The organism is Brevibacterium sp. CFH 10365 (assembly GCF_009299785.1).
In the GTDB taxonomy this organism is placed as follows: Bacteria; Actinomycetota; Actinomycetes; order Actinomycetales; family Brevibacteriaceae; genus Brevibacterium; species Brevibacterium limosum.
On record NZ_VIGO01000003.1, the window covers coordinates 55,631 to 77,547 of the forward strand.

The window sequence follows — 21,917 nt, forward strand, 5'->3', positions numbered from 1 at the left end:
AGCCGGGTCCTGACCTCCGACATTCAGGCGGAGCGGCGCGCGTCCGAGTGTCCAGGGCCGTTCTCGTCCAGCTCTGCGATGAGCTCTGGCAGAGCGTGCGCGGAATCTGCGGATTCGGCCCAGCCCGCGAGCATGTCCCGGGTCTGGCCCACATGTCGGGCGAAGTGTCTGCCCGCATAGCTCGTGACGTCGATCGGCACGATCCGTTCCATGGCGTCGAGCACGACCCGAGCGGCGGGCCCGAATACAGGGATCGGCACCCCGAGCCGGGCGCGCACCGCCTCACCGGCGGCCTTTGCCGGGCGGCCCAGATGTGCTTTCAGTGCGACCCAGTTCCCGTCGCGGATACTCAGTTCGGCGACGAAGGGAATGAACACCGCCGGTGGGAGCAGCACGGCATCCATCGGCACAGGCAGGACGAGCCGACCCAGCCCGCGGGCAAGCGAACGCACCGTGCTCGGTCGACCGGCAGCGAGGAATCTCGGTGCGCCGGCCGGTGCCCAGAACCTCACTTCTCGCCCCGGTTCGACTTCCCGAACGGCCGCAGCATCGCGGCCGTCAGCTTCGCGTTCACCATCGATCGGCGCACCCGGCTCCAGCCGCTCGGAGAGGAACGCGGGCCCGAACACGACCACCTCGGTGCCGGGGAATTCTGCACGCGCACGCTCGAGGTCTCCATCGACCTGGCTCGTGGTCGCGATGAACGCGGGTGAGATGTCCCGGATCGCCGAGGCTATCGCGGGGTCGAGATCGCCCGGTCGGGTCGTGAGCACAATGAGATCCCAGCCTCCCGCAGCGGCCGCCTCGGGCCAGCCTGTGACCGTCACCCGCCGAGTCGCGGCCACTCGAGTCACCGACAGGCTGCTGTGCCCGCCCCTCGTCTGATCGGACCCGGTCGGGTCAATGGTGCTCACGCGTCGCGGAAAGGCGGCCCAACCTTGGGCGCCAGCCGAACGGGAGACGACGGCGACCTCATGAGCATCGGTGAAGAGAGCGGCCCCGGCGATGCCGATGGCACCGGCTCCTTGGAAGAGGATTCTCACTGCTGCCTCTCCTGACTCAGTTCGAGTGGATCAGTGCGGTGGCGACGGCGGCGACTCCGTCGCCGCGGCCGGTCAGCCCGAGGCCGTCAGAAGTGGTGCCCGACACCGACACCGGTGCTCCGACGGCGGCCGACAGAGTCTGCTGCGCATCGGTACGGCGGGTGCCGATCTTCGGCCGATTGCCGATCACCTGGACGGAGATGTTGCCGATCTCGAAGCCTGTCTCGCGGACGATGCGGGCCGCCTCGGCGAGGAGGACCGCACCTGGGGCACCGGCGAATTCCGGTCGATCGACGCCGAAGTGCTCGCCGAGGTCGCCGAGCCCCGCCGCAGAGAACAGTGCATCGCAGCAGGCGTGGGCGGCGACATCGGAGTCAGAATGTCCTTCGAGCCCGGGTTCTCCCGGCCACAGCAGTCCCGCGACCCAGAGTTCGCGTGCGGGATCGGCCGAGAAGGCGTGAACGTCGACGCCGATTCCGGTGTGGGGAATGATCTGTTTCATCGCGGCTCCTTCGTCGCGCACCCGAGCGAGCCTCTCGGCGAGGATGAGGTCGAGCGGGTAGGTGATCTTCAGTGCTTCTTCGTCACCGTCGACAGCGACGATGTCGATGCCGAGTCGCTCGACCAGGCCCGCATCGTCCGTCGAAGGCGAACTGCCTGCCCGGCCAGCACCATCGGTTGAGCCAGCACCTCCTGTCGATGCGGCTCCTCCTGTCGGGCCAGCGCCACCGGTCGCAAACTGCTCATGGGCCTGCCGGAGCACCTCGGCCCAGAACCCCTGAGGCGTCTGGACCCGTCGCAGCTCGGCCCGATCGAGGTCTCCCCGCACCACTTCGGGAGAACCGGCGCCCACAGCCCCTGCAGAATCAGAAATGGCCCGCCTTACGGTATCGATCATCGGCAGGACCGGGACGACAGCCTCGGCGCCGGAGTGCAGCGCGGCGACCACTCGCGTGAAGACATCGGGCGGGGTCAGACACCTCGCCGCATCATGGACGAGGACGAATTCCGCATCACCGCTATGTTTCAAGGCTGTTTGTACTGAGGAAATGCGATCTCTTCCACCTGCTACGGCTGTAATTGAAATTTCGCATTTCGTCTTTGCCGTCACACCGGCGATTTCTTCTCGTGCGCGCAAAAGAAACTCCTCGGGAGCGGCCACCACGATTGCGGAGGCGACTCCCGAGGAGATGATCGTCTCGAGACTGCGGACCAGAAGACTCCGTCCTGCCACACGGACGAAAGCCTTCGGCTCACTGCAGCCCAGACGCGATCCCGACCCGGCGGCCGGGATGATGACACAGGTGCTCAGGATGCGAGCACTTCGTCCAGCAGGGCTTCTGCCTCGGACTCTTCCTTCTTCTCGGCCAGGGCGAGTTCGGAGACGAGGATCTGGCGAGCCTTCGAGAGCATGCGCTTCTCGCCGGTCGACAGGCCGCGGTCCTGCTCGCGACGCCAGAGATCGCGGACGACCTCGGCGACCTTGATGACGTCACCGGACTGCAGCTTCTCAACGTTGGCCTTGTACCGGCGTGACCAGTTCGCGGGCTCTTCGACGAATTCGGCACGCAGGACGTTGAAGACCTTCTCGACGCCCTCTTCGCCGACGACATCTCGCACACCGACCAGATCGCAGTTCTCTGCCGGGACTTCGATCACGAGATCGCCATGGGCGACCTGGAGCTTGAGATACAGCTTCTCCTCACCTTTGATGGCACGTTTCTTGATTTCTTGGATTGTCGCTGCACCGTGATGTGGATAGACAACAGTGTCGCCGACCTGGAAACTCATATTCTCTTCAAACCCCTTTCGCGGAATACCAGTTTACCATGAGGCTCGCCACAGAAATCGTTCAGGGTAACGAATCTTCATGCTAGGCTCCGCCTCCCCCGGTCGCCGGAACCGCTGCCCCGCACACCGGGACCGGCCCTGCCGCCGCCTCTGCCAGCGAGAACATCCGCGACAGGGAGCACCGGCACTACGAGCGGAAGAGAACCTCGACCGATTGCGACGCAGACCGAACTTCGCTCGCTTTTCACCGGAACTTCAGCCGCGACGCGCCCGAGCGTCCCAGAAGTCCGTCCGCACCGACCACCCGGTTCTACAGCAGGTCAAAAACCGGGTAGTATACAGACTGATCTTGTATTGCCACTTCAAGGAGCATAATGAAACGGCACAACCGCGCGGCTCTCGCCGTTGCCGCACTCGCTCTCGTTATCCCCGTCAGCGGATGTGCAAGCCTGCTGTCTCCCCATCAGACCGCCGAATACCACTACAACGGCGGCGATGGAGCTTCGGGTTCCGTCGGTGACGTCGAAGTCCGTGGGCTCATGCTCATCACGGACCAGGAAGCCTCGGGCCCGGCTCAGCTGTTCTTCACCCTCATCAACAAGGGTGACTCCACCGCCGAGGTGTCCATCGAGGTCAGCGGCACCACGGTGAGCGAATCGATCAAGGCCGGCGACACCTTCGTCCAGGACCCGATGAGTCCCGAGACCTCGTCCAAGGAAGTCGTCACCGTCGACAGCCTCAAGGCCGATCCCGGCGACCTCGTCGATATCACCGTCAAGAACGGCAGCGACGAGAAGGTCTTCGAGACTCAGCTGCTCACCGATGCCCTGCCGTACTACGAAGAGTACGTGCCGTCGGAGTCGCCTTCCGAGTCGCCGTCGGACATGCCCGGCGAGGATGCCGGTTCCGCCGCAGAGGGAACCGCGGCAGCCAACGGCTGAACAGGCCTCGTCAAGCGCACGTACTCAATCCCGCGCGAGAGCACAGAAGGAGCCGCTCACAACATGTGAGCGGCTCCTTCTGCATTCAGCGTCGGCTGCTGCCTTCACCGCCGGCCGGTTCGTTCGCTGCCGGCCGGCGCATCATGCCTCGAACTTGTACCCGAGTCCGCGCACTGTGGTGAGCAGGCGCGGTTCCGAGGGGTTCTCCTCGATCTTCGCACGCAGACGTTTGACGTGGACATCGAGCGTCTTCGTATCGCCCACATAGTCCTCACCCCAGATCCGGTCGATGAGCTGACCGCGAGTCATCACGCGCCCGGAGTTGCGCACGAGGATCTCGAGCAGCTCGAACTCCTTGAGCGGCATGGACTGCTCTTCACCACGCACGGACACCACATGGCGTTCGACGTCGATGCGCACTCCCCCGGCCTCGAGCACGGACTCGTCCTCGAATTCCTCGGTCTCGACATTGCGTCGCAGCACCGCCCGCACGCGAGCCAGCAGCTCACGTGAGGAGTACGGCTTCGTCACATAGTCATCGGCCCCGAGCTCGAGCCCCACGACCTTGTCGATCTCCGAATCCTTGGCCGTGAGCATGATGATCGGCACATTGGATTTCGCCCGCAGTTCGCGGCACACCTCGGTTCCGGAGGCACCGGGCAGCATGAGGTCGAGGAGGACCAGATCGGCGCCGGTGCGGTCGAACTCCGCCAGAGCCTTGAGCCCGTCATCGGCGACCGTCACCTCGTACCCTTCCTTACCGAGCAGGTACGACAGCGGGTCCGAGAACGAATCTTCGTCCTCGACAAGCAGAATACGAGTCACGTTGTGAGCTTCCTTTGTTCGCTTTCTTCGGTCAGATCCTTGGTCGAGTCGGCGGTCGCCCCGCCGTCTCCATTATCTCCGGCGGACTCGTCATCGTCGCCGGCGGGGCCGTCATCGTCGCCGGCGGCGCCGTCGACGTCGGACGCGGCAGCTCCGTGCCCGTCATCGTCCACCGAGGCGGTTCCGGTCGGATCCGCGGAGTGCTCGATGAGCACCCCGGCCGGGGCCGAATCGGTGGCGGAGGCATCGGCCGCGGTTCCGGCCAGCGGGAGCACGATGGTGAATGTCGATCCCTTGTTCAGCTGGCTCCACACCCGCACCTCGCCGCCGTGGGTGGCGACGATGTGCTTGACGATGCTCAGGCCCAGCCCGGTGCCTCCGGTGATCCGGGAACGAGCCGGATCCACTCGGTAGAAGCGTTCGAAGACGCGCTCGGTGTCCTGAGCGGTCATGCCGATGCCCTGGTCGGTCACGGTGATCTCGATGCGCTCGTCGACGAGGTCGACTCCGACTCCGACGCGGGTGCCCTCCGGCGAGTAGTTCACGGCATTGTCGATGAGGTTGCGCACCGCGTTGACGAGCAGTTCGTAGTTGCCTTCGATGAGCAGATCGCTCGGCGGGGAGACCTCGATGTGGATGTTCTTGCCTTCCGCCCCGGTCCGAGCGCGGTCAGCGGCATCGTCGACCACCTCGGCGACGGAGATCTTCTCGGTCGTGGCGGGAGCGGCGTGGTCCTGGACCCGGGAGAGGTCGATGATCTCCTGCACCAGCTGGGTCAGCCTCTTCGACTCCCGCTGCATCCGCCCGCCGAAGCGTTCGACGGCGGCCGGGTCGTTCGCGAAGTCGGTGACCGCCTCGGCGAGCAGGGCCATCGCCCCGATCGGCGTCTTGAGCTCATGGGAGACATTGGCGACGAAGTCGCGACGGACGGCGTCGACGCGTTTGGATTCGGTCTGATCGTCGCAGAGGACGAGGACGAAGGAGGTGCCCAAGGGGGCGACGCGAGCGTGGAGGTAGCGGAGCACGGAGTCGGAGTTCTCACGTGTCTGTTCGAGGTCGATCTCTTCGATGAGACCGCGGGCGCGGACGCGGCCGACCACCCGCAGCATCTCGGGAGACGCCAGCGAATGCCCCCTGACCAGGCCGAAGGTGTACGCGGCCGGGGAGGCTTTGACGACGTCGTCACCGGCGTCGATGACGATCGCGGCCGAGGGCAGGACGGCCAGGACTTCGGCGATGCCTTCGGGCAGGTCGTCCTCGGAATGCAGATCGGCAGCATCGCGGGAGCGTTCGCTGAATCGGAACGCAAGAATTCCCGCTATACCCAGGCCCAGGCCGACGACGCCGGTCAGGACCGCCACTACTAAGAGATCCACAGCCTCAAGCTTAGGCGTTGTCCATCGTCGCGGTGCACCGAATTCACTTCTGCTGGCTGTATTTGCCGAGGAATTCACCTTCTCGTCTGGAGCCGTTCACTCGATCATGCGATGCTGACGTCTGTGTGCCTGCGTTCCCCGTCGTTCCTGCCTTCCGCTTTCCCCCGCCGAGGGCGCGGACCGGAAGCGCCGGCACCCCTCCGACACCACGCACCGCCGACAGTCACCTCCGATTGTCACGACCAAGAGTTAGGGAACCGCAGTTCATGCGCGAAGTCTTCAGAAACGAATTGGACGATCTGGCCACCCAGCTGGTCGGCATGTCCACCAAGGTCTTCGAGGCCATCAGCCTGGCCAATCAGTCGCTGCATTCGAATGATCTCGAGCTGGCCGAGCAGGTCATCGAGGCCGACTCCGTCATCGACAATATGCAGTTCACCCTCGATCAGCAGGCCGCTGAGATGCTCGCCCTGCAGGCTCCGGTGGCCGCGGATCTGCGCGCTGTCATCGGTTCGCTGCGGATGTCGGCCTCGCTCGAGCGGATGGGCGACCTCGCCCGTCACATCGCACAGCAGGTGCGCATCCGCTATCCGGAGTCCGCGATCCCCGATGTCTTCGGACCGACGTTCACGCGGATGGGTGAGTCCGGTGAGAAGATCGCCGAGGCGACGCAGCGTCTGCTCTCGAATCCCGGCCTGTCCGATGTGCCCACGATCAACGCCATCGACGAGGAGCTCGACGAGCTCCACCTGAGTGTGTTCGCGAAGCTCGCCGAGGTTCCGGCCGGTTCGCTGGCTCCCCGTCATATCGCCGATGTCACCCTGCTCTCGCGCTACTACGAGCGCTTCGGTGACCATGCGGTGTCGGTGTCGCAGAAGGTCGAGTACCTGCTCACCGGAAACTGGGAACCCTACCTGTCGAAGAAGTGAGACCCCAGCGCGAAGAGGCAGACGCCCAGCGAAGCGCCCCGGCACAGCAGGTGCCGGGGCGCTTCGTGCGTCTCGGCCCCGTCAGTCAGAGGCCGCCTGAACCTCAGCCGGCCTGAACCTCGGCTGAGCCGGACCTCAGCCGGGCTGAACCTCAGCCGGGCCGGGCCTCAGCTGGAGAACCTCGGCTGGGTCGGACTTCAGCTGGATGCCGAGACCTCCTCCGGCGTCTGTCTCACGACGACCCTTCGGCGCCTCAGTGACCCGTTCCTGATGCCGCGTGCCAGGGTCTTGAACACTCCCGTCGTCACGGCGACTCCGAGGAGCAGCAGGACTCCGCCGATGAGTTCGGCGATGCTCGGCCGGTCTCCGAGCACGATCCAGGCGGAGATCACTCCGACCGGTGGGACGAGCAGCGAGAACGGCGCCACCTGGGAGGCCGGGAAGCGGGCGAGCAGCGAGTTCCAGATGACATAGCCGACCAGCGAGGCCAGCCCGGCGGTGTAGACGACCGAGGCGACGACTCCCCAGGTCGGGTGAGTGAGAGCGTGGACCACCTCGGCGGGTCCGTCGATGAGCGTCGACAGTGCGACCATCGGAATCGGGACGACGAGAGCCGACCACACGGTCATCTGCACGCCGTTCGTCCCGGGTTTGACGCCGCGGGCGATGACGTTGCCCGTCGCCCAGGACAGGGCGGCGCCGACGGCGACGAGGAACGCGACGATCGGCACGGAGGCCTGCAGACTCAGGCCGATGACGGCCAGGCCGACGAGCCCGATGAGGATGCCGATGATCTGGCGGCGACTCGGGATCTCGTGCAGCACGAAGGCCGCGACGATGACGGTGAACGCGGCTTGGATCTGGATGACGATCGAGGTCAGGCCGGCGGGCAGTCCGAGTGCCATGGAGGTGTAGAGAAGGCCGAATTGGCCGGCCGACATGAAGGTGCCGATGAGGAGGATGCGGCCGAAGGAGCCACGGGGAAAGCGGACGAAGAAGATCGCGGGCACCACGACGAAGGTGAAGCGAGCGGCGACGAGGAGCAGCGGCGGCCAGTCGCGCAGACCGAAGTCGATGAAGATGAAGTTGACGCCCCAGAGAACGACGACGAGGAGAGCGAGGATGTAGTGGACCGAGCGCATGATTCAAGCATTCCAGTTACGTCGTCAAATTTCCATTGAAAGTCTATCCATTGTTTCATTAAGATAATTTGATGATCGATACTGTTGCGCTCCGCACCCTCGTCGCCCTCGATTCGCTCGGTTCAGTCACGGCGACGGCCGAGTCCCTGGGGTATACGCCGGCGGCCGTGAGCCATCAGCTCCAGAAGCTCTCGCGCTACCTCGGTGCGCCGGTGACCGAGCGCACGGGCCGCGGCATTGCGCTGACTCCGATGGGGCGGGAGCTCAGTCGGCGCGGGGCCGGCCTGCTGGAGGAGCTGGAGAGTCTTGAGACCGCGGCCCGCGCCCAATCGGGTGAGCCGCGGGGACGGATCACGGTCGGCGGGTTCTCAACGGGGATCCGCGGACTGCTCGTGCCCGCGCTGCCGCGGTTGGCCGCCTCGGCGCCGGAATTGACGGTGTCGAACTTCGAGGAGGAGCCGGATGAGCTCATCGAAATGGTCTCGGCCGGCCGGATCGACGCCTCGCTCATCTTCGGCTGGGATTCGTCCTCACTGCACCTGCCTGCGACTCTGATCTCGGAGCGGATCGCTGTGGATCGGGCCGATATCGTCATGCATCGCGACCATCGTCTGGCCGCCAGCGCCGAGGTGACCCGCAGCGATCTGCTCGGTGAGATGTTCGTTTCGGCTCCACGCAATGCCGTGTGCCATCGGTGGCTGACGGCGCTGTTCGAGGAGCTGCACAGCAAGCCGAGAATCGACTACTGGGCCATCGAATATGACACGCAGATCGAGTTCGTCCGTGCCGTCGGGGCGTTGGCGCTGGTGCCGCGGCTGGGCAGGCCGCACCTGCCGGCCGATGTCGTGGCGGTGCCGCTGGACGATCCGAGCATTGCCCGCACGATCTCGCTGGTGTGGCGGAAGTCGATGTCTGCCTCCCCCGCGATCGCCTTTCTGCTCGAGGAGATGAAGGCGATCGCCGGGCGGGCCGACACGATCAGCGCATGAGTCCGGACCGAGGCTGCCCGTCCTGTTCCCACCGTGGACGGGTCCCGCCCCGTCCACGGTGGCAACAGGACGCGGCGTGGCTCAGCGTCCCTGGTTGGCGACCTGCCCGATGGCTGCTGCAGCCGCCTCGGGGTCGAGGTAGGTTCCGCCGGGGGTGACCGGGGTGAATTCCTCGGTGAGTTCATAGTGCAGCGGGATGCCGGTGGGGATGTTCAGTCCCGTGATGTCGGCGTCGGAGATCCCGTCGAGGTGCTTGACCAGTGCGCGCAGCGAGTTGCCGTGGGCGGCCACGAGCACGGTCTTGCCGACGGTGAGTTCAGGCACGAGGGTGTCGTACCAGTAGGGCAGGAGGCGGTCGATGACGTCGGCGAGGCATTCGGTGCGGGGCATCGCGTCACCGAGGTTGGCGTAGCGGGCTTCACCGGCCTGTGAGAATTCCGAGCTGTCAGCCAGGGCCGGCGGCGGGGTGTCGAAGGAGCGGCGCCAGATCATGAACTGCTCTTCGCCGAACTCGTCGCGGATCTCCTTCTTGTTCTTGCCCTGCAGGGCGCCGTAGTGACGTTCGTTGAGGCGCCAGCTGCGGTGGACGTCGAGCCAGGACAGGTCGGCGGCTTCGAGCGCGATGTTCGCGGTGAGGATCGCGCGCTTGAGTCGCGACGTGTAGACAACATCGGGGATGAGGCTCTGCTCGCGCAGGAGCTCACCGGCGCGTTCGCCTTCGGCACGGCCCTTGTCGGTCAGGGTCACGTCGACCCATCCGGTGAACAGATTCTTCTGGTTCCATTCGCTCTCGCCGTGGCGCAGCAGGATGAGGTTATACGTCATGGCTCCATTTTGGCACGATCGCTCAGATGGGGTCGCCGCCGACCGTCGTCGAGGCGGTCCATGCACAAGGCGCTGTCGATGCACCGCCGCTGCGCCGGGCTTGTGCCGGGACTGCGGCGGGCTTGGGCCGGGGCTGCGGCCCAGTCTCACGATCCGGCTATGTGTCTCGAATGACAAAATGGTCGGCGTAGCCTGGACGCATGTCACACACGCCAGCACACCAGGCTTCCGGGGGCAATGCCGCTCCTGCGGCCGACCGCAGTTCGATCATCGCCGTCACGGCTCTGCCGGTCCTCGTCGTCATCGCCGGGGTGCTCGGGTTCCTGCTGCCCGACGCCTTCACGCCTCTGGCGCCGTCGATCACGTGGGCGCTCGGTGTGGTCATGTTCTTCATGGGCCTGACGCTGACCCTGCCGGACTTCGCTCGCATCGCGAAGCGGCCGTGGATCGCGGTGCTCGGCGTCGTCACTCAGTTCGTGGCGATGCCGCTGCTCGGCCTCCTCGTCGTGACCGTCTACGCGCTTCCGCCCGAGATCGCTGTCGGCGTCATCCTCGTCGGCTGCGCTCCCGGCGGCACCGCGTCGAATGTCGTGACCTATCTGTCGAAGGGCGATACGGCATTGTCGGTGTCGATCACGACTCTGTCGACGCTGTGCGCTCCCGTGCTCACCCCGCTGCTGACTCTGTGGTTGGCCGGTTCGTACATGGATGTGCCGTTCTGGTCGATGTTCGTCTCGATCTGCCAGACGGTGCTCGTGCCGGTCATCGTCGGTGTCATCGTCCGCGTGTTCGCGTCGAAGCTCATCGACAGGATCTCACCGGTGCTGCCGTGGCTGGCCTCGATCGCCATCGCCTATATCGTCGCGATCGTCGTCGCCGGTTCGGCCGATTCGATCGCCACCGCCGGCGTGCTCGTGCTGCTGGCGGTCGTCACGCACAATCTGCTCGGGCTCGGCGTCGGCTATGGTGTGGCCGCGGCCTGCCGCCTCGACACTCCGACGCGTCGCGCCCTGTCCTTCGAGGTCGGACTCCAGAACTCCGGGCTGGCATCGACCTTGGCCACCACGTACTTCTCGCCGCTGGCGGCACTGCCCGGAGCGGTCTTCAGCGTGTGGCACAACGTCTCCGGTGCCCTGGTGGCCTCGATCTTCGCCCGCCGCCCGTACGGCAAGCCGCCGGTCGATGCGTCCGGCGGTGAGCCTGCAACCGCCGATGCGTCATCCGGTGGGGCCACGAGCCGATGACCGCCGAGGCGTCCGCGGGCAGAGGCTTCGACGGATTCGCCCCGGAGACCGTGGTGCTGGCTGGTCGGACGTTCATCATCCGCCGCGCCGCCGAGTCCGATGTCCCCGCCCTCGTCGCGCTGCTGCGTGATGACGTCCTCGGCGCCGCCCGCGAGAATGGCGTTGAGACGGTCGGCCGTGCGGGCGAGGCCGCAGCCGGTTCCGCACCCGCCGCCGCCGACACTGCAACCACCGACGCCGAGGAGGCGGGCCCTTATGCCCGCGCCTTCGCACTCATCGCCGCCGATCCCAATCAGCTCCTCGTCGCCGTCGTCGAAGTCGCGAACCGGAATCAGACCGACGATGCGTCGACCGTCGTCGGGACCCTGCAGCTGAGCCTGCTGCCCAGCCTGTCTCGCCGCGGCACGCTCCGGCTGCAGATCGAAGCGGTGCGAATCGGTGCCGCGGCCCAGGGCATCAGGCTCGGCACAGCGGTCTTCGAGTGGGCTCACGAATGCGGGCGTCGCTTCGGCGCCGGACTCGCTCAGCTCACAACCGACAGATCACGCACCGACGCACGGCGTTTCTATGCCCGACTCGGCTATGTCGCCAGCCATGAGGGAATGAAGCTCCCGCTGACCTGAACCGGGTTCGGCTTCACATCCACTTCACTCCGTCAACGGCGAATTCGCGGATCCGATGGGCGATCATCTCGGTCAGCAGCTCGGCCGGAATCTCTTCGTCGTAGGGCAGCTTGATCGAGCCCTTTCCGGTGTGCCGCTCGTCGTCGAATGATGCAATGTACCCATCGACAGTCGTCGGCTTGGACGTCTCCGCACTCATCGGCGCGGGCCTCGGCGCTGATCGTCGGCGGAGGCATCCGAAGCGCCCTGACCGGGCGCCTCACTCATCTGCTCAAGTCTCGCGCCTGATTGCCCGGGCGCCCGACTCGCCTGCCCAGCCGACTCACTCTCCCGATCGGCCGACACCTCCGGAGGTTCGGCGTCGGCCTCGCCGAAGGTACCGAGGAATTCGTTGTCGTCTCCGCTGAGCACCTTCTCGAAGGCGGCGAGGTTGCGCGTCGACTCGCCTCGACCGACCCGCCAGGCCCATTCCTTCTTCATCCCGGTGAGGAATCCGATGAGGAGGAGTTCGTTGAACGAGGAATCCGCCGCGGCGAGCATCGCCCCGAGCAGTCCGTCGAGCTCATCGAGCAGATATTCACGCGGCACGCTCGCCCGCAGATAGACATCGCCGAGGCTGTCGATCGCGAATGCCACCGGCCCGGGCTTGAGATTCTTCTGCAGCAGCCACCGATTGAATTCGGCCGAGTTCTCATCGGGATGACGGATGACGAACGCCTGCAGGTGAGCGGTGCGAGCGAAGACGCTGACCGCCACATTCGTCTTGAGCTTCTTCTCTCCCGGCAGAGTGACGACGATCTCCGAGTCCTCGATCGAGTCGACTGGAACGTCGTTGTCCTCGGCCCAGGCGCGCACTCCGGCCAGGATCGTCTCGGTGTCGGTGCTCATGCTCTCACGCCTTTCGCTCGGCTCTCATGCTCACCGCCGACTCTAGCCCCTCAGCACGCTCCGAGCGCTTCCGACTCCCGTGCTGAGGCACCGGAGATGTCCGGCAGTGCGTCGAGGACGGCCGCGACGGTCCGGCCCCAATCGAAGCGTTCGGCACGGTCGACGGCGTGGCCGGCGAGTTCGGCCAGCAGATCCGTGTCATTGAGCAGGGTTTCGATCGCCGTCGCCCAGTGATGCGGGTTGTGGTCGGCGATGAGCAGTCCCGAATGTCCGTGTTCGACGATCTCGGGCAGTCCCCCCACCGCCGAGGCGATCGCCGGCAGACCTGAGGACGCCGCTTCGGCGGCGACGAGTCCGAAGGATTCGCTGCGGGAGGGCACGATGAGCACGTCCGCGGCGCGGTAGTAGTCGACGAGGACGTGGGAGGGGACGGGCGGGCGGACCTCGACGCTGGGTTCGTTCGCGATCGCAGCGGTCAGTTCCCGCAGATACGTCGAAGAGGGTCGGAGCGCTCCCCCGGCCCCGTCAACACCGACCCCCGAGGCCGCACCGAGGAGGATTCCGCGAGTGCGGGAAGCCAGGTGCGGGTTGCGTTCCCGCAATTCGGCCAGGGCATCGACGGCGACGTCCGTGCCTTTGATGAACTGCATCCGCCCGACGTAGAGGACGATCGCCTCGTCCTCGGCAAATCCCAGACGTGCGCGTGCCGCCGACTGCGAATCCGGTGTGTAGAGCGAGTGGTCGACACCGGGTCGGGCGACGACGACCGAGTCGGGGTCGGTGTGGAGTTCGGTGATGAGGTCGCGGCGTTCGGCGGGGGTGGCCGCGACGAGCAGATCCGCCTCGGCGGCGATGCGCTCTTCGGCGTCGAGTCGTTGGGGTCGTTCGTGACTGGTCTCCGAATCACGGTTCTTGACGGCGCCGATCGTGTGCATGCTCACCGCAATCGGTGCACGGACCTGCCGGTCGTCTCCGAGCACCGGGCCGGTGGAGTCGGAGCCGATGGCGAGGGTCGTTTCGCGGGCACGCAGGGCCGCCTCGGCGGAGATCCAATAGTGGGTCCAGATGAAATCGGCAACGCGGAAGTCGGGATGGTCGTTGAGCATTTCGGCGAGCGCGTCGATCGCATCGGCGAGCTCATCCTTCGTCGTCGCACCGACCGGCAGATGATGGAGGGTGATGGAATCGGTGATCTGCAGCTTCGCACCCGCGCCCGCGTCGGCGTCGGCGTCGGCACTCGATCCGTCGGCGCCCCCACCTTCGCTGCCTCCCATGCCGTCGGGGCCGCCGGGGTCGGCGGTGAACACGTCGACCCGGTGTCCGGCCGCGGCGAGCGCGCGCACGGACTGGTCGACGTAGACGTTCATTCCTCCGGCGTCGCCCTGGCCGGGCTGGGCGGCGGGCGAGGTGTGGAGGGAGAGGACAGAGATGCGCACGGAGACAGTCTAGCCAACGACCTCGGTCTAGTGCCTAGCCGAAGAACTCACCGAGGATGCGCCGAACGACGTGTCGTCCGCGCCACAGGATCGATCCGGCGGGAAGCACCTCGAGGCGGGAACTCGGAATCGCACGGTGGATGTCCTCGGCGACGGTGACAGGATGCGCCGGGTCGTCTTCGTGGGTGAGCACGAGGACGTCGCCGGGGAAGGAGCGCAGATTCTCGGCGGCCTCGGCGGTGTCCGCGACGGCGATTTCGAGGGCGAGTCCGAGTCCGTCGGACATGTCGGTGCGGACGAGGTTCTCGGCTTTCGCCTTCGTCCACGCCTGCGCGGGCAGCATCTGGGCCACCTCGGCGGGTTCGCGGGAGAGCATGAGCCCGACGATTCCGTCGATGTCCTCGTTCGCGACCAGACCCTGCAGTCTCTCCAGGTGGGAGCGGTTGGCGGCGGCCGCCTCGGCGGGGAATCCGGTGAAGGAGGCGGGGAGGACGAGGGCGACCTTGTCGAGGCCGCGAGTCACGGGGTGGGCGATGCTCAGCAGGTGGAGGAGTCCTCCGGCGGACATCGAGACGCCCAGTGTCCGGCTCGCCGAGGTGACGGCAACGGCGTCGGCGAGCACCTCGGCGATCTGCGGGTAGGTCCATCCGGGGCCGGGTGAGGGGCGGCCGCCGTGGCCGGGCAGATGGAGGAAGTGGCGGGTGCCGGTGATGCCGGTGCCGAAGGGGCGGGTGTCGCGGATCGCGCCGGCGAATCCGTGGCCGAAGAGCGTGTGCGGTTCACCGGTTCCGAACGTGGCGATGAAGCCGGATTCGGGACCCGGCAGGTTGAGGTCTGTGCTCATGCGTTGGGTGTGCTCATACGGGGAGGGTGCTCGATCGGTCCGGTGCGTCAGCGGTTGCGGTAGCGCGGGTCGACGGCTCGGACCTTCGGGCGCACATCGGTGAGGTAGACGATTCCGGCGACGAGGGCGATGATGTTGAGGAAGATCATGCTCATGCCCATCGGCGGCAGGGCGATGAGGGCGAGCGCGAGTCCGACGCCGAGGAGGATGACCCAGAACTTCTTGCTCTGTTTGTCCACCGCACGGTAGTTCTCGTCCTTGAAGCGGAGGCAGTCGATGAACGCCCAGAGCTGGACGATGAATGCGGCCACCGTCAGGGCAAGAAAGACGAGACGCTGAAAGCCCGCGATGTATTCCATGGTCCCAGCCTAGCAATCTCGTGCTTTCGGGGCAGTTCCGGGCCGGAGATCCTCGGCAATTGCCCACCCGCGTCCCACGGCTTTCTCAGTGCGCGGGAGCTGTCTCGGCCTCGGGACGGACGGACGCTCCCCTCGGCTCAGAGGATCCCGGTCGTGCGGATGAGTGCGCACACGGCCATGCCGATGACCACGGCGAGCAGCATCGGCACGCGCAGGATCGCGGCGAGCACGCCCGCACCGACCCCGAGGAGGCGTGCCGGGTCGGCGATGTCCTTCCCGTCGAAGACCGCGGTCGTCGCGAAGACGGCGCCGATGAGCACGACCGTGGCCCGGTCCATCCACATCGTCACGCGCTCGGTCGAGTCGGCAGGTGCGGTGGATTCGCCGGGGTCTCCTCCGACGCCGACTGCGCGGTTCTCCTCGCGTCCGTCCACCCCCGCCGAGGCGGTCGACCGGATGCGTCGACGCCCCTTCGTCGCGATGGCGGCTCCGACTTTCACCCCGGCGAAGCGCATGAGATAGGTTCCGAGGCTCAGCCCCGCCAGTGCGATGAGGAAGCTGAGGGCGCTCATCGGTGTCCTTCCCCTGGAGTCATGGATTGCGAGTGTTCGTCTGCGGCAACGCTGTCAGCGCCGGCTCTGTCTGCGTCAGCAGTGTCGGCGAATGCACCCGCACCACCGGAGCGGCGACGGATGAATGAGCGCACACCCCATCCGGCTGCGACGAAGACAAAGACGGACAGTGAGGTCACTGCCCCCAGCCCGAGCGGCAGCAGCGGAGTCAGGCCCACGGCGACGAGGATGCCGATGACGGTCAGCGAGAGCGTGACTCGATTCTTCAGATCCCCGCGGATGAGGCAGAAGAGGATGATCGGGAAGGCCGCATCGAGACCGAGCAGGTCCGCGTTGATGACATTGCCCAGCCACTGTCCGACCATGGCGCCGCCGGGCCACATGATCGCGATCGCGGCTCCCATGAGCAGGAACGCGTGCCACTTAGCGCGGTCGCTGTGCCCGGTGCGCGAGATAGCGGTGGATTCGTCGTTGATCCAGTGGGAGGCGATGAGTGCTCGCCAGTCCTGCGGGAAGAAGGGGCCGACGGCAACGCCGAAGGCGAAGTTCCGGGAGTTGACGAGGAGTCCTGCGAGCACGGCGAGGATCGGGGCACCGCCGGCGGCGATGACACCGACGAAGGTGAATTCGGCGGCGCCGCCGAGGGCGAACATCGCCAGCAGCAGCGTCTGCCACCAGGCGAAGCCGGAGACCGCGGAGATCGCCCCGTAGGAGAGCGCGACTGCGATGATCGTGATGGTGACGATGGCGACCGCACGATACGTCGAACCGGGGAGAACCCGTTCGACTCGAGGCTTCCGCTCAGCCGTGCGAAATAATGAACCCATGTTCTATACAGTGCACTCTCGGCGATCGTTCGTCAACCCGAACGGCCTACCCGCTATAGTGAACTCATGACTTCTCGAAGCAACGTTGATTCGCTGAACGACTCACAGGGCGGCTCCGACCCCGACTCGCCCGCCGAGGCAGTCGACGGGCAAGCCGGCGATGAGGCCGGCCCGTCCGCTTCCGGCGCTTCAGGTTCCGCCCACTCCGCTTCCGGTTCCGCCCACTCCGCTTCCGGTGCATCCGGTTCCGGCGCTTCAGGTTCCGCCCACTCCGCTTCCGGTTCCGGCCACTCTGCCTCCGGCACTGCGCTCTCGCCGAGTCAGCAGATCGCGGCGGCGCTGAAGCGCGAACGACTGCGGGCCGGGCTGACTTTGTCGGAGGTCGCTCGGCGGGCCGGCATCGGCAAGTCGACGATGTCCGGGCTCGAAACCGGCAGCGGCAATCCGAGCCTGGAGACGATGTGGGCGCTGGCCGCCGCCCTCGACATCCCTCTCGCTCGCCTGCTCGACCCTCCCCCGCACGAGGTGGCGCTGCAGCACGTCGGCGATATGCCGAGCCTGCCCTCGACGACGGCGAACTATGTGGCCACCCTGATCTCGCCGTCGCCGACGAATGCTCGACGAGACGTCTACTTCATTCAGGCCGAACCGGGCGAACCGCGAGAGTCGCAGCCGCACCCTCAGGGCACGATCGAACATGTCATCCTCGGCCGCGGGGCCGCTCGCATCGAGGTGCTCGGGAAGTCCTACGACCTGGGTGTCGGCGACTACCTCACCCACCCGGGCGATCAGCCTCATCGCTTCACAGCTCTGGCACCGGGCACGAACGCCGTCTTCGTCGTCGAAAGCAGCTGACTGCCTCGAAAGCTATTCGACGCTCGGCCCGTCGTCGTCATCGGCGTTCTCGGCCAGCGGCGGAAGCCTCGACTGGGCTTCCTCACGCGTGAGCCCAGCGGCCTGCAGCAAGTCGACGGCGACTGTCCGCAGGAGCAGGACCATCGACTCGTCGTGGATATCCCAATCGGACTTCGCCCGCGGATCCAGCGCGCCCGCCGCCTCGGACAGGTCCGCCTCGGCGAGGGAGCGATCGGTACCACGGCGCAAGGCGATCTCGAGCTTCTTCGCCCCGTCGGCCAAGGACCCGACGTAATCGGCGATGACGGGTTTGTCGACGCCGAGCTCGGTGACGCCCACGACGCGGCGGGCGATCACCCGCATGGTGCGCATCGCCCGGTCGGAGAAGGTATGGGCGCGGGAGAGCCGGGTCACCTCGGCGGCATGCCGACGGGCACGCGCATTGATCTTCGCGGCTTCCCGGGAGATCCGCAGCGATGAGCCCCAGGAGTCGATGATGTCCTGGGTTTCACGAGCACGTTCGAGGGCGCGGCCGGCCATCGTCACATCGGCATCGCGCAGGGCCCGTTTCATCATCCTGAGGACCGCGTCGACCTCTTCGAGCATGTCCGCGGCCAGGCGCCGCGGAACCTTTCGTGCGTCGCGCGGGATCAGCAGGGCCAGCAGAATCGCGCACACGGATCCGGTCAGTGCGTCGAGGGTGCGCGGAAAAGGCTGAGTGGTGGCGGTGGCAGGGACCACGACGACGTAGACGGATTGGACGGCGATCTGGGTGATGAAGATGCCGCCGGAGTTGAGGATCGTGCCGATGGTCAGACCGATGATCAGGGTCAGGGCGAGCTGCCAGATGCCGGTGCCGTAGAGGTTGACGAGTATCTCGCCCACGAGCACCCCGAACGTCGCCCCGATGCCGATTTCGAGGGCACGGCGCAGGCGACGGTCGACGACGGGGCCGATGCCGACGGCAGAGGCGACCGCGGCGAGGAACGGATATGGGTGGTCGAGCACGTAGACGCAGAAAGCGTAGGCGGCGGTCGCGGCGATGGGGATCTGGATCAGCTGACCAGAGTTCACCCACACCCGCTTGAGCCCCAGACGCAAGCGGTGGGCGACGACGTTGAACCCCCGCCGAGGCAGTTCGCTGACCCGAGTCTCCGCCATCAGTCCCCTCTGCCGTTCGCTGGTGCTGTACTCAGAGTACCGGAAATGTGGCATGCTAAAGTCTGTGCGCCGAGGAGGCTATTTGATGACAACGAATCTCACACGGAACGAAGCGCAGAGCCGGACACAGCTGCTCGAGGTCGATGCCTACACGGTTCATATCGATGTCAGCAACGCCGAGACCGATGACGACACCTACTATTCGCGCACCGTCGTCGACTTCACCGCTCGTTTCGCCGATTCGACATTCATCGACCTCATCGCCGATTCCGTCTCCTCCGTGCAGGTCAATGGTCAGTCCCTCTCCCCCGCCGAGGTGTTCGACGGTGCCCGCGTCACATTCCCTGTTCGCGCCGGCCGCAATTCCCTGACGATCGAAGCGCGGGCCCGCTATTCGACCTCCGGCGAGGGACTGCACCGATTCACCGACCCCGCTGACGGCAGGGTCTACCTCTATACGCAGTACGAACCCACCGATGCCAGGCGAGTGTTCGCGAACTTCGACCAGCCCGACCTCAAAGCCGAGTTCGTCTTCACGGTCACAGCACCCGCACATTTCCAGGTGCTGTCGAACCGATCCGCGACGAGGACGGAACCGGCCGACGGCTCGGCAGGGGCCGCCTCGGCGGGATCCAACGCAGCGACGTCGACAGGATCCGAAGCAGCGGGATCCGAATCACCGGCGGCGATCAATCACTACTTCGAACCGACGCTCAAGCAGTCGAGCTACATCACCTGCATCACCGCCGGCCCCTACGAAGGAGCGACGGACGAGTGGACGGATCCGCGCACCGGGCAGACCGTGCAGCTGGGTGCGTGGACGCGCGCGAGCCTCGTCGAACACCTCGACGCGGACGATGTCTTCGGCGTCACGAAGGCCGGCCTCGACTTCTTCACCAGCGAATTCGACTACCCCTACCCATGGGGCAAGTACGATCAGATCTTCGTGCCGGAGTACAACCTCGGCGCGATGGAGAACCCCGGCCTGGTCACGTTCACGGACACGCTGATCTTCCGCGACAAGGTCACGGACGCGAACTACGAGTCACGCGCCAACGTCATCCTGCATGAGATGGCGCACATGTGGTTCGGCGATCTCGTCACGATGAAGTGGTGGGACGACCTGTGGCTCAAGGAGTCTTTCGCCGACTTCATGGGTGGGCTGGCCCTCGCCGAGGCGACCCGGTTCACCGATGGCTGGGTGACCTTCGCGCTGCGTCGCAAGGCGTGGGCGTACACACAGGACCTGTACCCGACGACGCATCCGATCGTCGCCGACATCCCCGATGTCGAGGCCGCGAAGCTCAATTTCGACGGCATCACGTATGCCAAGGGCGCGTCCGTGCTCAAACAGCTCGTCGCATTCGTCGGCCGGGAGGCGTTCTTCGCCGGATCGCGGCTGTACTTCAAACGGTTCGAGTACGGCAACACCGAGCTCGCGGATTTCCTCGAATGCCTCGCCGAGGCGGCTCCCGACCGGGACATCGCGAACTGGGCGGCCGCGTGGCTGGGGACGTCCGGAGTCTCGGAGCTGTCCCTGCAGCTCACTACCTCGGATGGTTCGGCTGAGTCCTCGGTCGGTTCCTCCGCGGGGTCGACCGAGTCCTCCGCCGGGTCGGCCGGTGTCTCGAACGAGGGGACTTCGACCGCTTCCGACGTCGCCGCGCAGGGCGCAGGCGCCGGGAGGCTCGTGGCTTCGAGCTCGGGGGCGAGGCTGCGCAGCCCGGATGCCGTCGACGACAGTTTCGACGGGGCAACCGAAGCCGAGCACGAGCCCGGGTCCGGGGAGGACCGCAGCGTTCACGCGCCTCGGCGCCGGTCCGGGGCGGAGAAGGTCACGGGTGCCACGATCACTCAGGCCGATTCGGGCGAGGGCACGGCCCTGCTGCGGCCGCATACGATCGAGATCGCCACGCTCGGGCGGTCGGGGCGGGCAATCGTCCCGCTCGATTCCTTCCGTTTCGAGTTCTCGACCGAGTCGGCGGAGGTCGAGCAGCTGATCGGTCGCAGTGCCGGCGTGATCACTCTCCTCAACTACAACGATCTGGACTATGCTCGGGTGCGCCTCGATCCGGAGTCGACCGAGGCGGCGGTCACCTCGGCGTCGCGGATCACGGACCCGCTGTCGCGGGCGCTGGTGTGGTCGGCCTTGGACAACGCCGTGCGCGATGGGCTCATGCCGGTGCAGAAGTACCTGACCGCTTATGCCCGCAGCCTGGGCAAGGAGAGCCATGCCGGGATCATGGCGGGGCTCAGCCAGACCGCCCTGACCTGCATCGATCAGTGGGTGGCGGACCGGAATTTCGATGCCGCGATCACGGGGCTGCTGGGAGCTGCGCTGGATGCGCTGGCCGCGGCGAAGGCCGGCTCCGATGCGCAGCTGCACCTGGCCAATCTGGTGTTGGCGCTGACGTCGCGGACGGCACGATGCGCGGCCGGCAGTTCTGCGGTGGCCATGGGGCGTGGATTCGCCAGCCAGATTCTGACGGTGCCGGTCGGCGAGGAGATCGACCGGATGTATCCCGACGCTCCCGGGCAGTCGGGGCAGACTGGTCAGTCCGGGCAGGCGGGACAGTCGGTGGAGGCTTCCGGCAGCGCTCGCGCGGGTCGAGGTGCCGAGCATTCGACCGCGTCACTGCCGTTCCGAGGTCTCATCATTGATCATGCGCTGAGGTGGAACGCGCTGACCGCGCTCGTGAGCCTCGGATGGGCGGATCAGACGGATATCGCGCGGGAGAATCATTCGGATCCCAGCTCTTCGGGTCGGCTCCATGCTGAGACGGCCAGTGCCGCGCTGCCTCTGCCGATCGTCAAGATCCGCGCGTGGGAGGCCATCCGCGAGGCGGGCTCGCTGAGCAATGATGTGCTGTCGGCGATCATCTCCGGGTTCATCGCGCCGAGTGCGCTGCCGCTCATCGAGGAGTATGTCGATGAGTACTTCGACGGTCTGCTCGGATTCTGGACGGACAATTCCATTGAGATCGCCCGCCGCCTGGTGCTCGGTCTCTATCCGCGGTGGTCCGTCGACGAGGAGGCGGTGGTCGAGAAGACCGACACCTGGTTGGCTGCCAACGTAGATGCGCCCGCGGCTCTGCGTCGGTTGGTCATCGAACGTCGCGACGACCTGGCCCGCGCCATCTTCCTGAAGTCGACGCAGAGTTCGCGTCACTGACCGGCACCGCCTCGGCGGGTGGGCCCTGATGGGACCGGGGCAATGGTCAGAGTGCGTGTACACATCAGACCTCTT

General features: G+C 66.2%; 22 protein-coding genes. 7 read left to right on the forward strand and 15 right to left on the reverse strand.

The window, feature by feature from the left end; all coding sequences use genetic code 11:
• Positions 1-23: 23 nt before the first annotated feature.
• From FHG09_RS06445 to FHG09_RS06455, 3 genes are read right to left on the reverse strand one after another with little or no spacing between them, the layout of a single operon-like run.
• Positions 24-1,043, reverse strand: a complete 1,020-nt coding sequence (locus FHG09_RS06445) for a hypothetical protein (protein WP_152346849.1) — start codon at positions 1,041-1,043, stop codon at positions 24-26.
• A gap of 16 nt (positions 1,044-1,059) precedes the next feature.
• Positions 1,060-2,358, reverse strand: a complete 1,299-nt coding sequence (gene ispF / locus FHG09_RS06450; protein WP_227492638.1) for a 2-C-methyl-D-erythritol 2,4-cyclodiphosphate synthase — start codon at positions 2,356-2,358, stop codon at positions 1,060-1,062.
• A complete protein-coding gene (locus tag FHG09_RS06455; protein WP_025779034.1) occupies positions 2,352-2,834 on the reverse strand; it encodes a CarD family transcriptional regulator in 483 nt (160 codons plus the stop codon). Before FHG09_RS06455 ends, ispF begins: the two co-directional genes overlap by 7 nt.
• A 374-nt stretch (positions 2,835-3,208) precedes the next feature.
• Between FHG09_RS06455 and FHG09_RS06460 the strand changes: the two genes are divergently transcribed.
• Positions 3,209-3,775 (forward strand): hypothetical protein, encoded by a 567-nt coding sequence (locus FHG09_RS06460; protein ID WP_152346851.1) that lies wholly within the window; start codon positions 3,209-3,211, stop codon positions 3,773-3,775.
• A 141-nt stretch (positions 3,776-3,916) separates the two neighbouring features.
• On the opposite strand, the gene FHG09_RS06465 is transcribed toward FHG09_RS06460, so the two are convergent.
• Positions 3,917-4,600: a response regulator transcription factor gene (locus FHG09_RS06465; protein WP_039208435.1), complete on the reverse strand. Its 684-nt coding sequence runs from the start codon at positions 4,598-4,600 to the stop codon at positions 3,917-3,919.
• Positions 4,597-5,976, reverse strand: a complete 1,380-nt coding sequence (locus tag FHG09_RS06470; protein WP_227492586.1) for a sensor histidine kinase — start codon at positions 5,974-5,976, stop codon at positions 4,597-4,599. Before FHG09_RS06470 ends, FHG09_RS06465 begins: the two co-directional genes overlap by 4 nt.
• A gap of 266 nt (positions 5,977-6,242) precedes the next feature.
• On the opposite strand from FHG09_RS06470, the gene phoU reads away from it, so the two are divergent.
• A complete protein-coding gene (phoU, locus tag FHG09_RS06475; protein WP_152346853.1) occupies positions 6,243-6,905 on the forward strand; it encodes a phosphate signaling complex protein PhoU in 663 nt (220 codons plus the stop codon).
• A 197-nt stretch (positions 6,906-7,102) separates the two neighbouring features.
• On the opposite strand, the gene FHG09_RS06480 is transcribed toward phoU, so the two are convergent.
• Positions 7,103-8,047, reverse strand: a complete 945-nt coding sequence (locus tag FHG09_RS06480; RefSeq protein ID WP_152346854.1) for an EamA family transporter — start codon at positions 8,045-8,047, stop codon at positions 7,103-7,105.
• 71 nt (positions 8,048-8,118) lie between these two features.
• On the opposite strand from FHG09_RS06480, the gene FHG09_RS06485 reads away from it, so the two are divergent.
• Positions 8,119-9,036 (forward strand): LysR family transcriptional regulator, encoded by a 918-nt coding sequence (locus tag FHG09_RS06485; protein WP_152346855.1) that lies wholly within the window; start codon positions 8,119-8,121, stop codon positions 9,034-9,036.
• 81 nt (positions 9,037-9,117) lie between these two features.
• On the opposite strand, the gene FHG09_RS06490 is transcribed toward FHG09_RS06485, so the two are convergent.
• On the reverse strand, positions 9,118-9,861 hold the full coding sequence (locus FHG09_RS06490; RefSeq protein WP_152346856.1) for a phosphoglyceromutase: 744 nt from the start codon (positions 9,859-9,861) through the stop codon (positions 9,118-9,120).
• A gap of 200 nt (positions 9,862-10,061) precedes the next feature.
• Between FHG09_RS06490 and FHG09_RS06495 the strand changes: the two genes are divergently transcribed.
• Together FHG09_RS06495 and FHG09_RS06500 are read left to right on the forward strand one after the other, a co-directional pair.
• Entirely contained in the window at positions 10,062-11,105 is a 1,044-nt protein-coding gene (locus FHG09_RS06495; protein WP_227492587.1) for a bile acid:sodium symporter family protein, read from the forward strand.
• Entirely contained in the window at positions 11,102-11,728 is a 627-nt protein-coding gene (locus FHG09_RS06500; protein WP_152346857.1) for a GNAT family N-acetyltransferase, read from the forward strand. Before FHG09_RS06495 ends, FHG09_RS06500 begins: the two co-directional genes overlap by 4 nt.
• Before the next feature lie 13 nt (positions 11,729-11,741).
• On the opposite strand, the gene FHG09_RS06505 is transcribed toward FHG09_RS06500, so the two are convergent.
• The 7 genes from FHG09_RS06505 to FHG09_RS06535 all read right to left on the reverse strand — a co-directional run bounded on the left by FHG09_RS06505 (position 11,742) and on the right by FHG09_RS06535 (position 16,654).
• Positions 11,742-11,927, reverse strand: coding sequence for a hypothetical protein (locus tag FHG09_RS06505; protein ID WP_152346858.1), 186 nt, complete (start codon positions 11,925-11,927; stop codon positions 11,742-11,744).
• Positions 11,924-12,616, reverse strand: coding sequence for a YbjN domain-containing protein (locus FHG09_RS06510; protein ID WP_152346859.1), 693 nt, complete (start codon positions 12,614-12,616; stop codon positions 11,924-11,926). The genes FHG09_RS06505 and FHG09_RS06510 overlap by 4 nt, the downstream gene beginning before the upstream one ends.
• Before the next feature lie 50 nt (positions 12,617-12,666).
• Entirely contained in the window at positions 12,667-14,052 is a 1,386-nt protein-coding gene (locus tag FHG09_RS06515) for a glycosyltransferase (protein WP_227492588.1), read from the reverse strand.
• A gap of 34 nt (positions 14,053-14,086) precedes the next feature.
• On the reverse strand, positions 14,087-14,896 hold the full coding sequence (locus tag FHG09_RS06520) for an alpha/beta fold hydrolase (protein WP_152346860.1): 810 nt from the start codon (positions 14,894-14,896) through the stop codon (positions 14,087-14,089).
• Between the two features lie 47 nt (positions 14,897-14,943).
• Positions 14,944-15,255 (reverse strand): DUF2516 family protein, encoded by a 312-nt coding sequence (locus FHG09_RS06525; protein WP_101554646.1) that lies wholly within the window; start codon positions 15,253-15,255, stop codon positions 14,944-14,946.
• Between the two features lie 137 nt (positions 15,256-15,392).
• On the reverse strand, positions 15,393-15,827 hold the full coding sequence (locus tag FHG09_RS06530) for an AzlD domain-containing protein (RefSeq protein ID WP_152346861.1): 435 nt from the start codon (positions 15,825-15,827) through the stop codon (positions 15,393-15,395).
• A complete protein-coding gene (locus tag FHG09_RS06535) occupies positions 15,824-16,654 on the reverse strand; it encodes an AzlC family ABC transporter permease (protein ID WP_152346862.1) in 831 nt (276 codons plus the stop codon). The genes FHG09_RS06530 and FHG09_RS06535 overlap by 4 nt, the downstream gene beginning before the upstream one ends.
• A gap of 66 nt (positions 16,655-16,720) precedes the next feature.
• Here FHG09_RS06535 and FHG09_RS06540 point away from each other — a divergent pair, with 66 nt between their 5' ends.
• Positions 16,721-17,509: a helix-turn-helix domain-containing protein gene (locus FHG09_RS06540; protein ID WP_227492589.1), complete on the forward strand. Its 789-nt coding sequence runs from the start codon at positions 16,721-16,723 to the stop codon at positions 17,507-17,509.
• Between the two features lie 12 nt (positions 17,510-17,521).
• On the opposite strand, the gene FHG09_RS06545 is transcribed toward FHG09_RS06540, so the two are convergent.
• On the reverse strand, positions 17,522-18,670 hold the full coding sequence (locus tag FHG09_RS06545) for an FUSC family protein (protein ID WP_152346863.1): 1,149 nt from the start codon (positions 18,668-18,670) through the stop codon (positions 17,522-17,524).
• Between the two features lie 85 nt (positions 18,671-18,755).
• On the opposite strand from FHG09_RS06545, the gene pepN reads away from it, so the two are divergent.
• Positions 18,756-21,842: an aminopeptidase N gene (pepN, locus tag FHG09_RS06550; protein ID WP_152346864.1), complete on the forward strand. Its 3,087-nt coding sequence runs from the start codon at positions 18,756-18,758 to the stop codon at positions 21,840-21,842.
• Positions 21,843-21,917 lie beyond the last annotated feature (75 nt).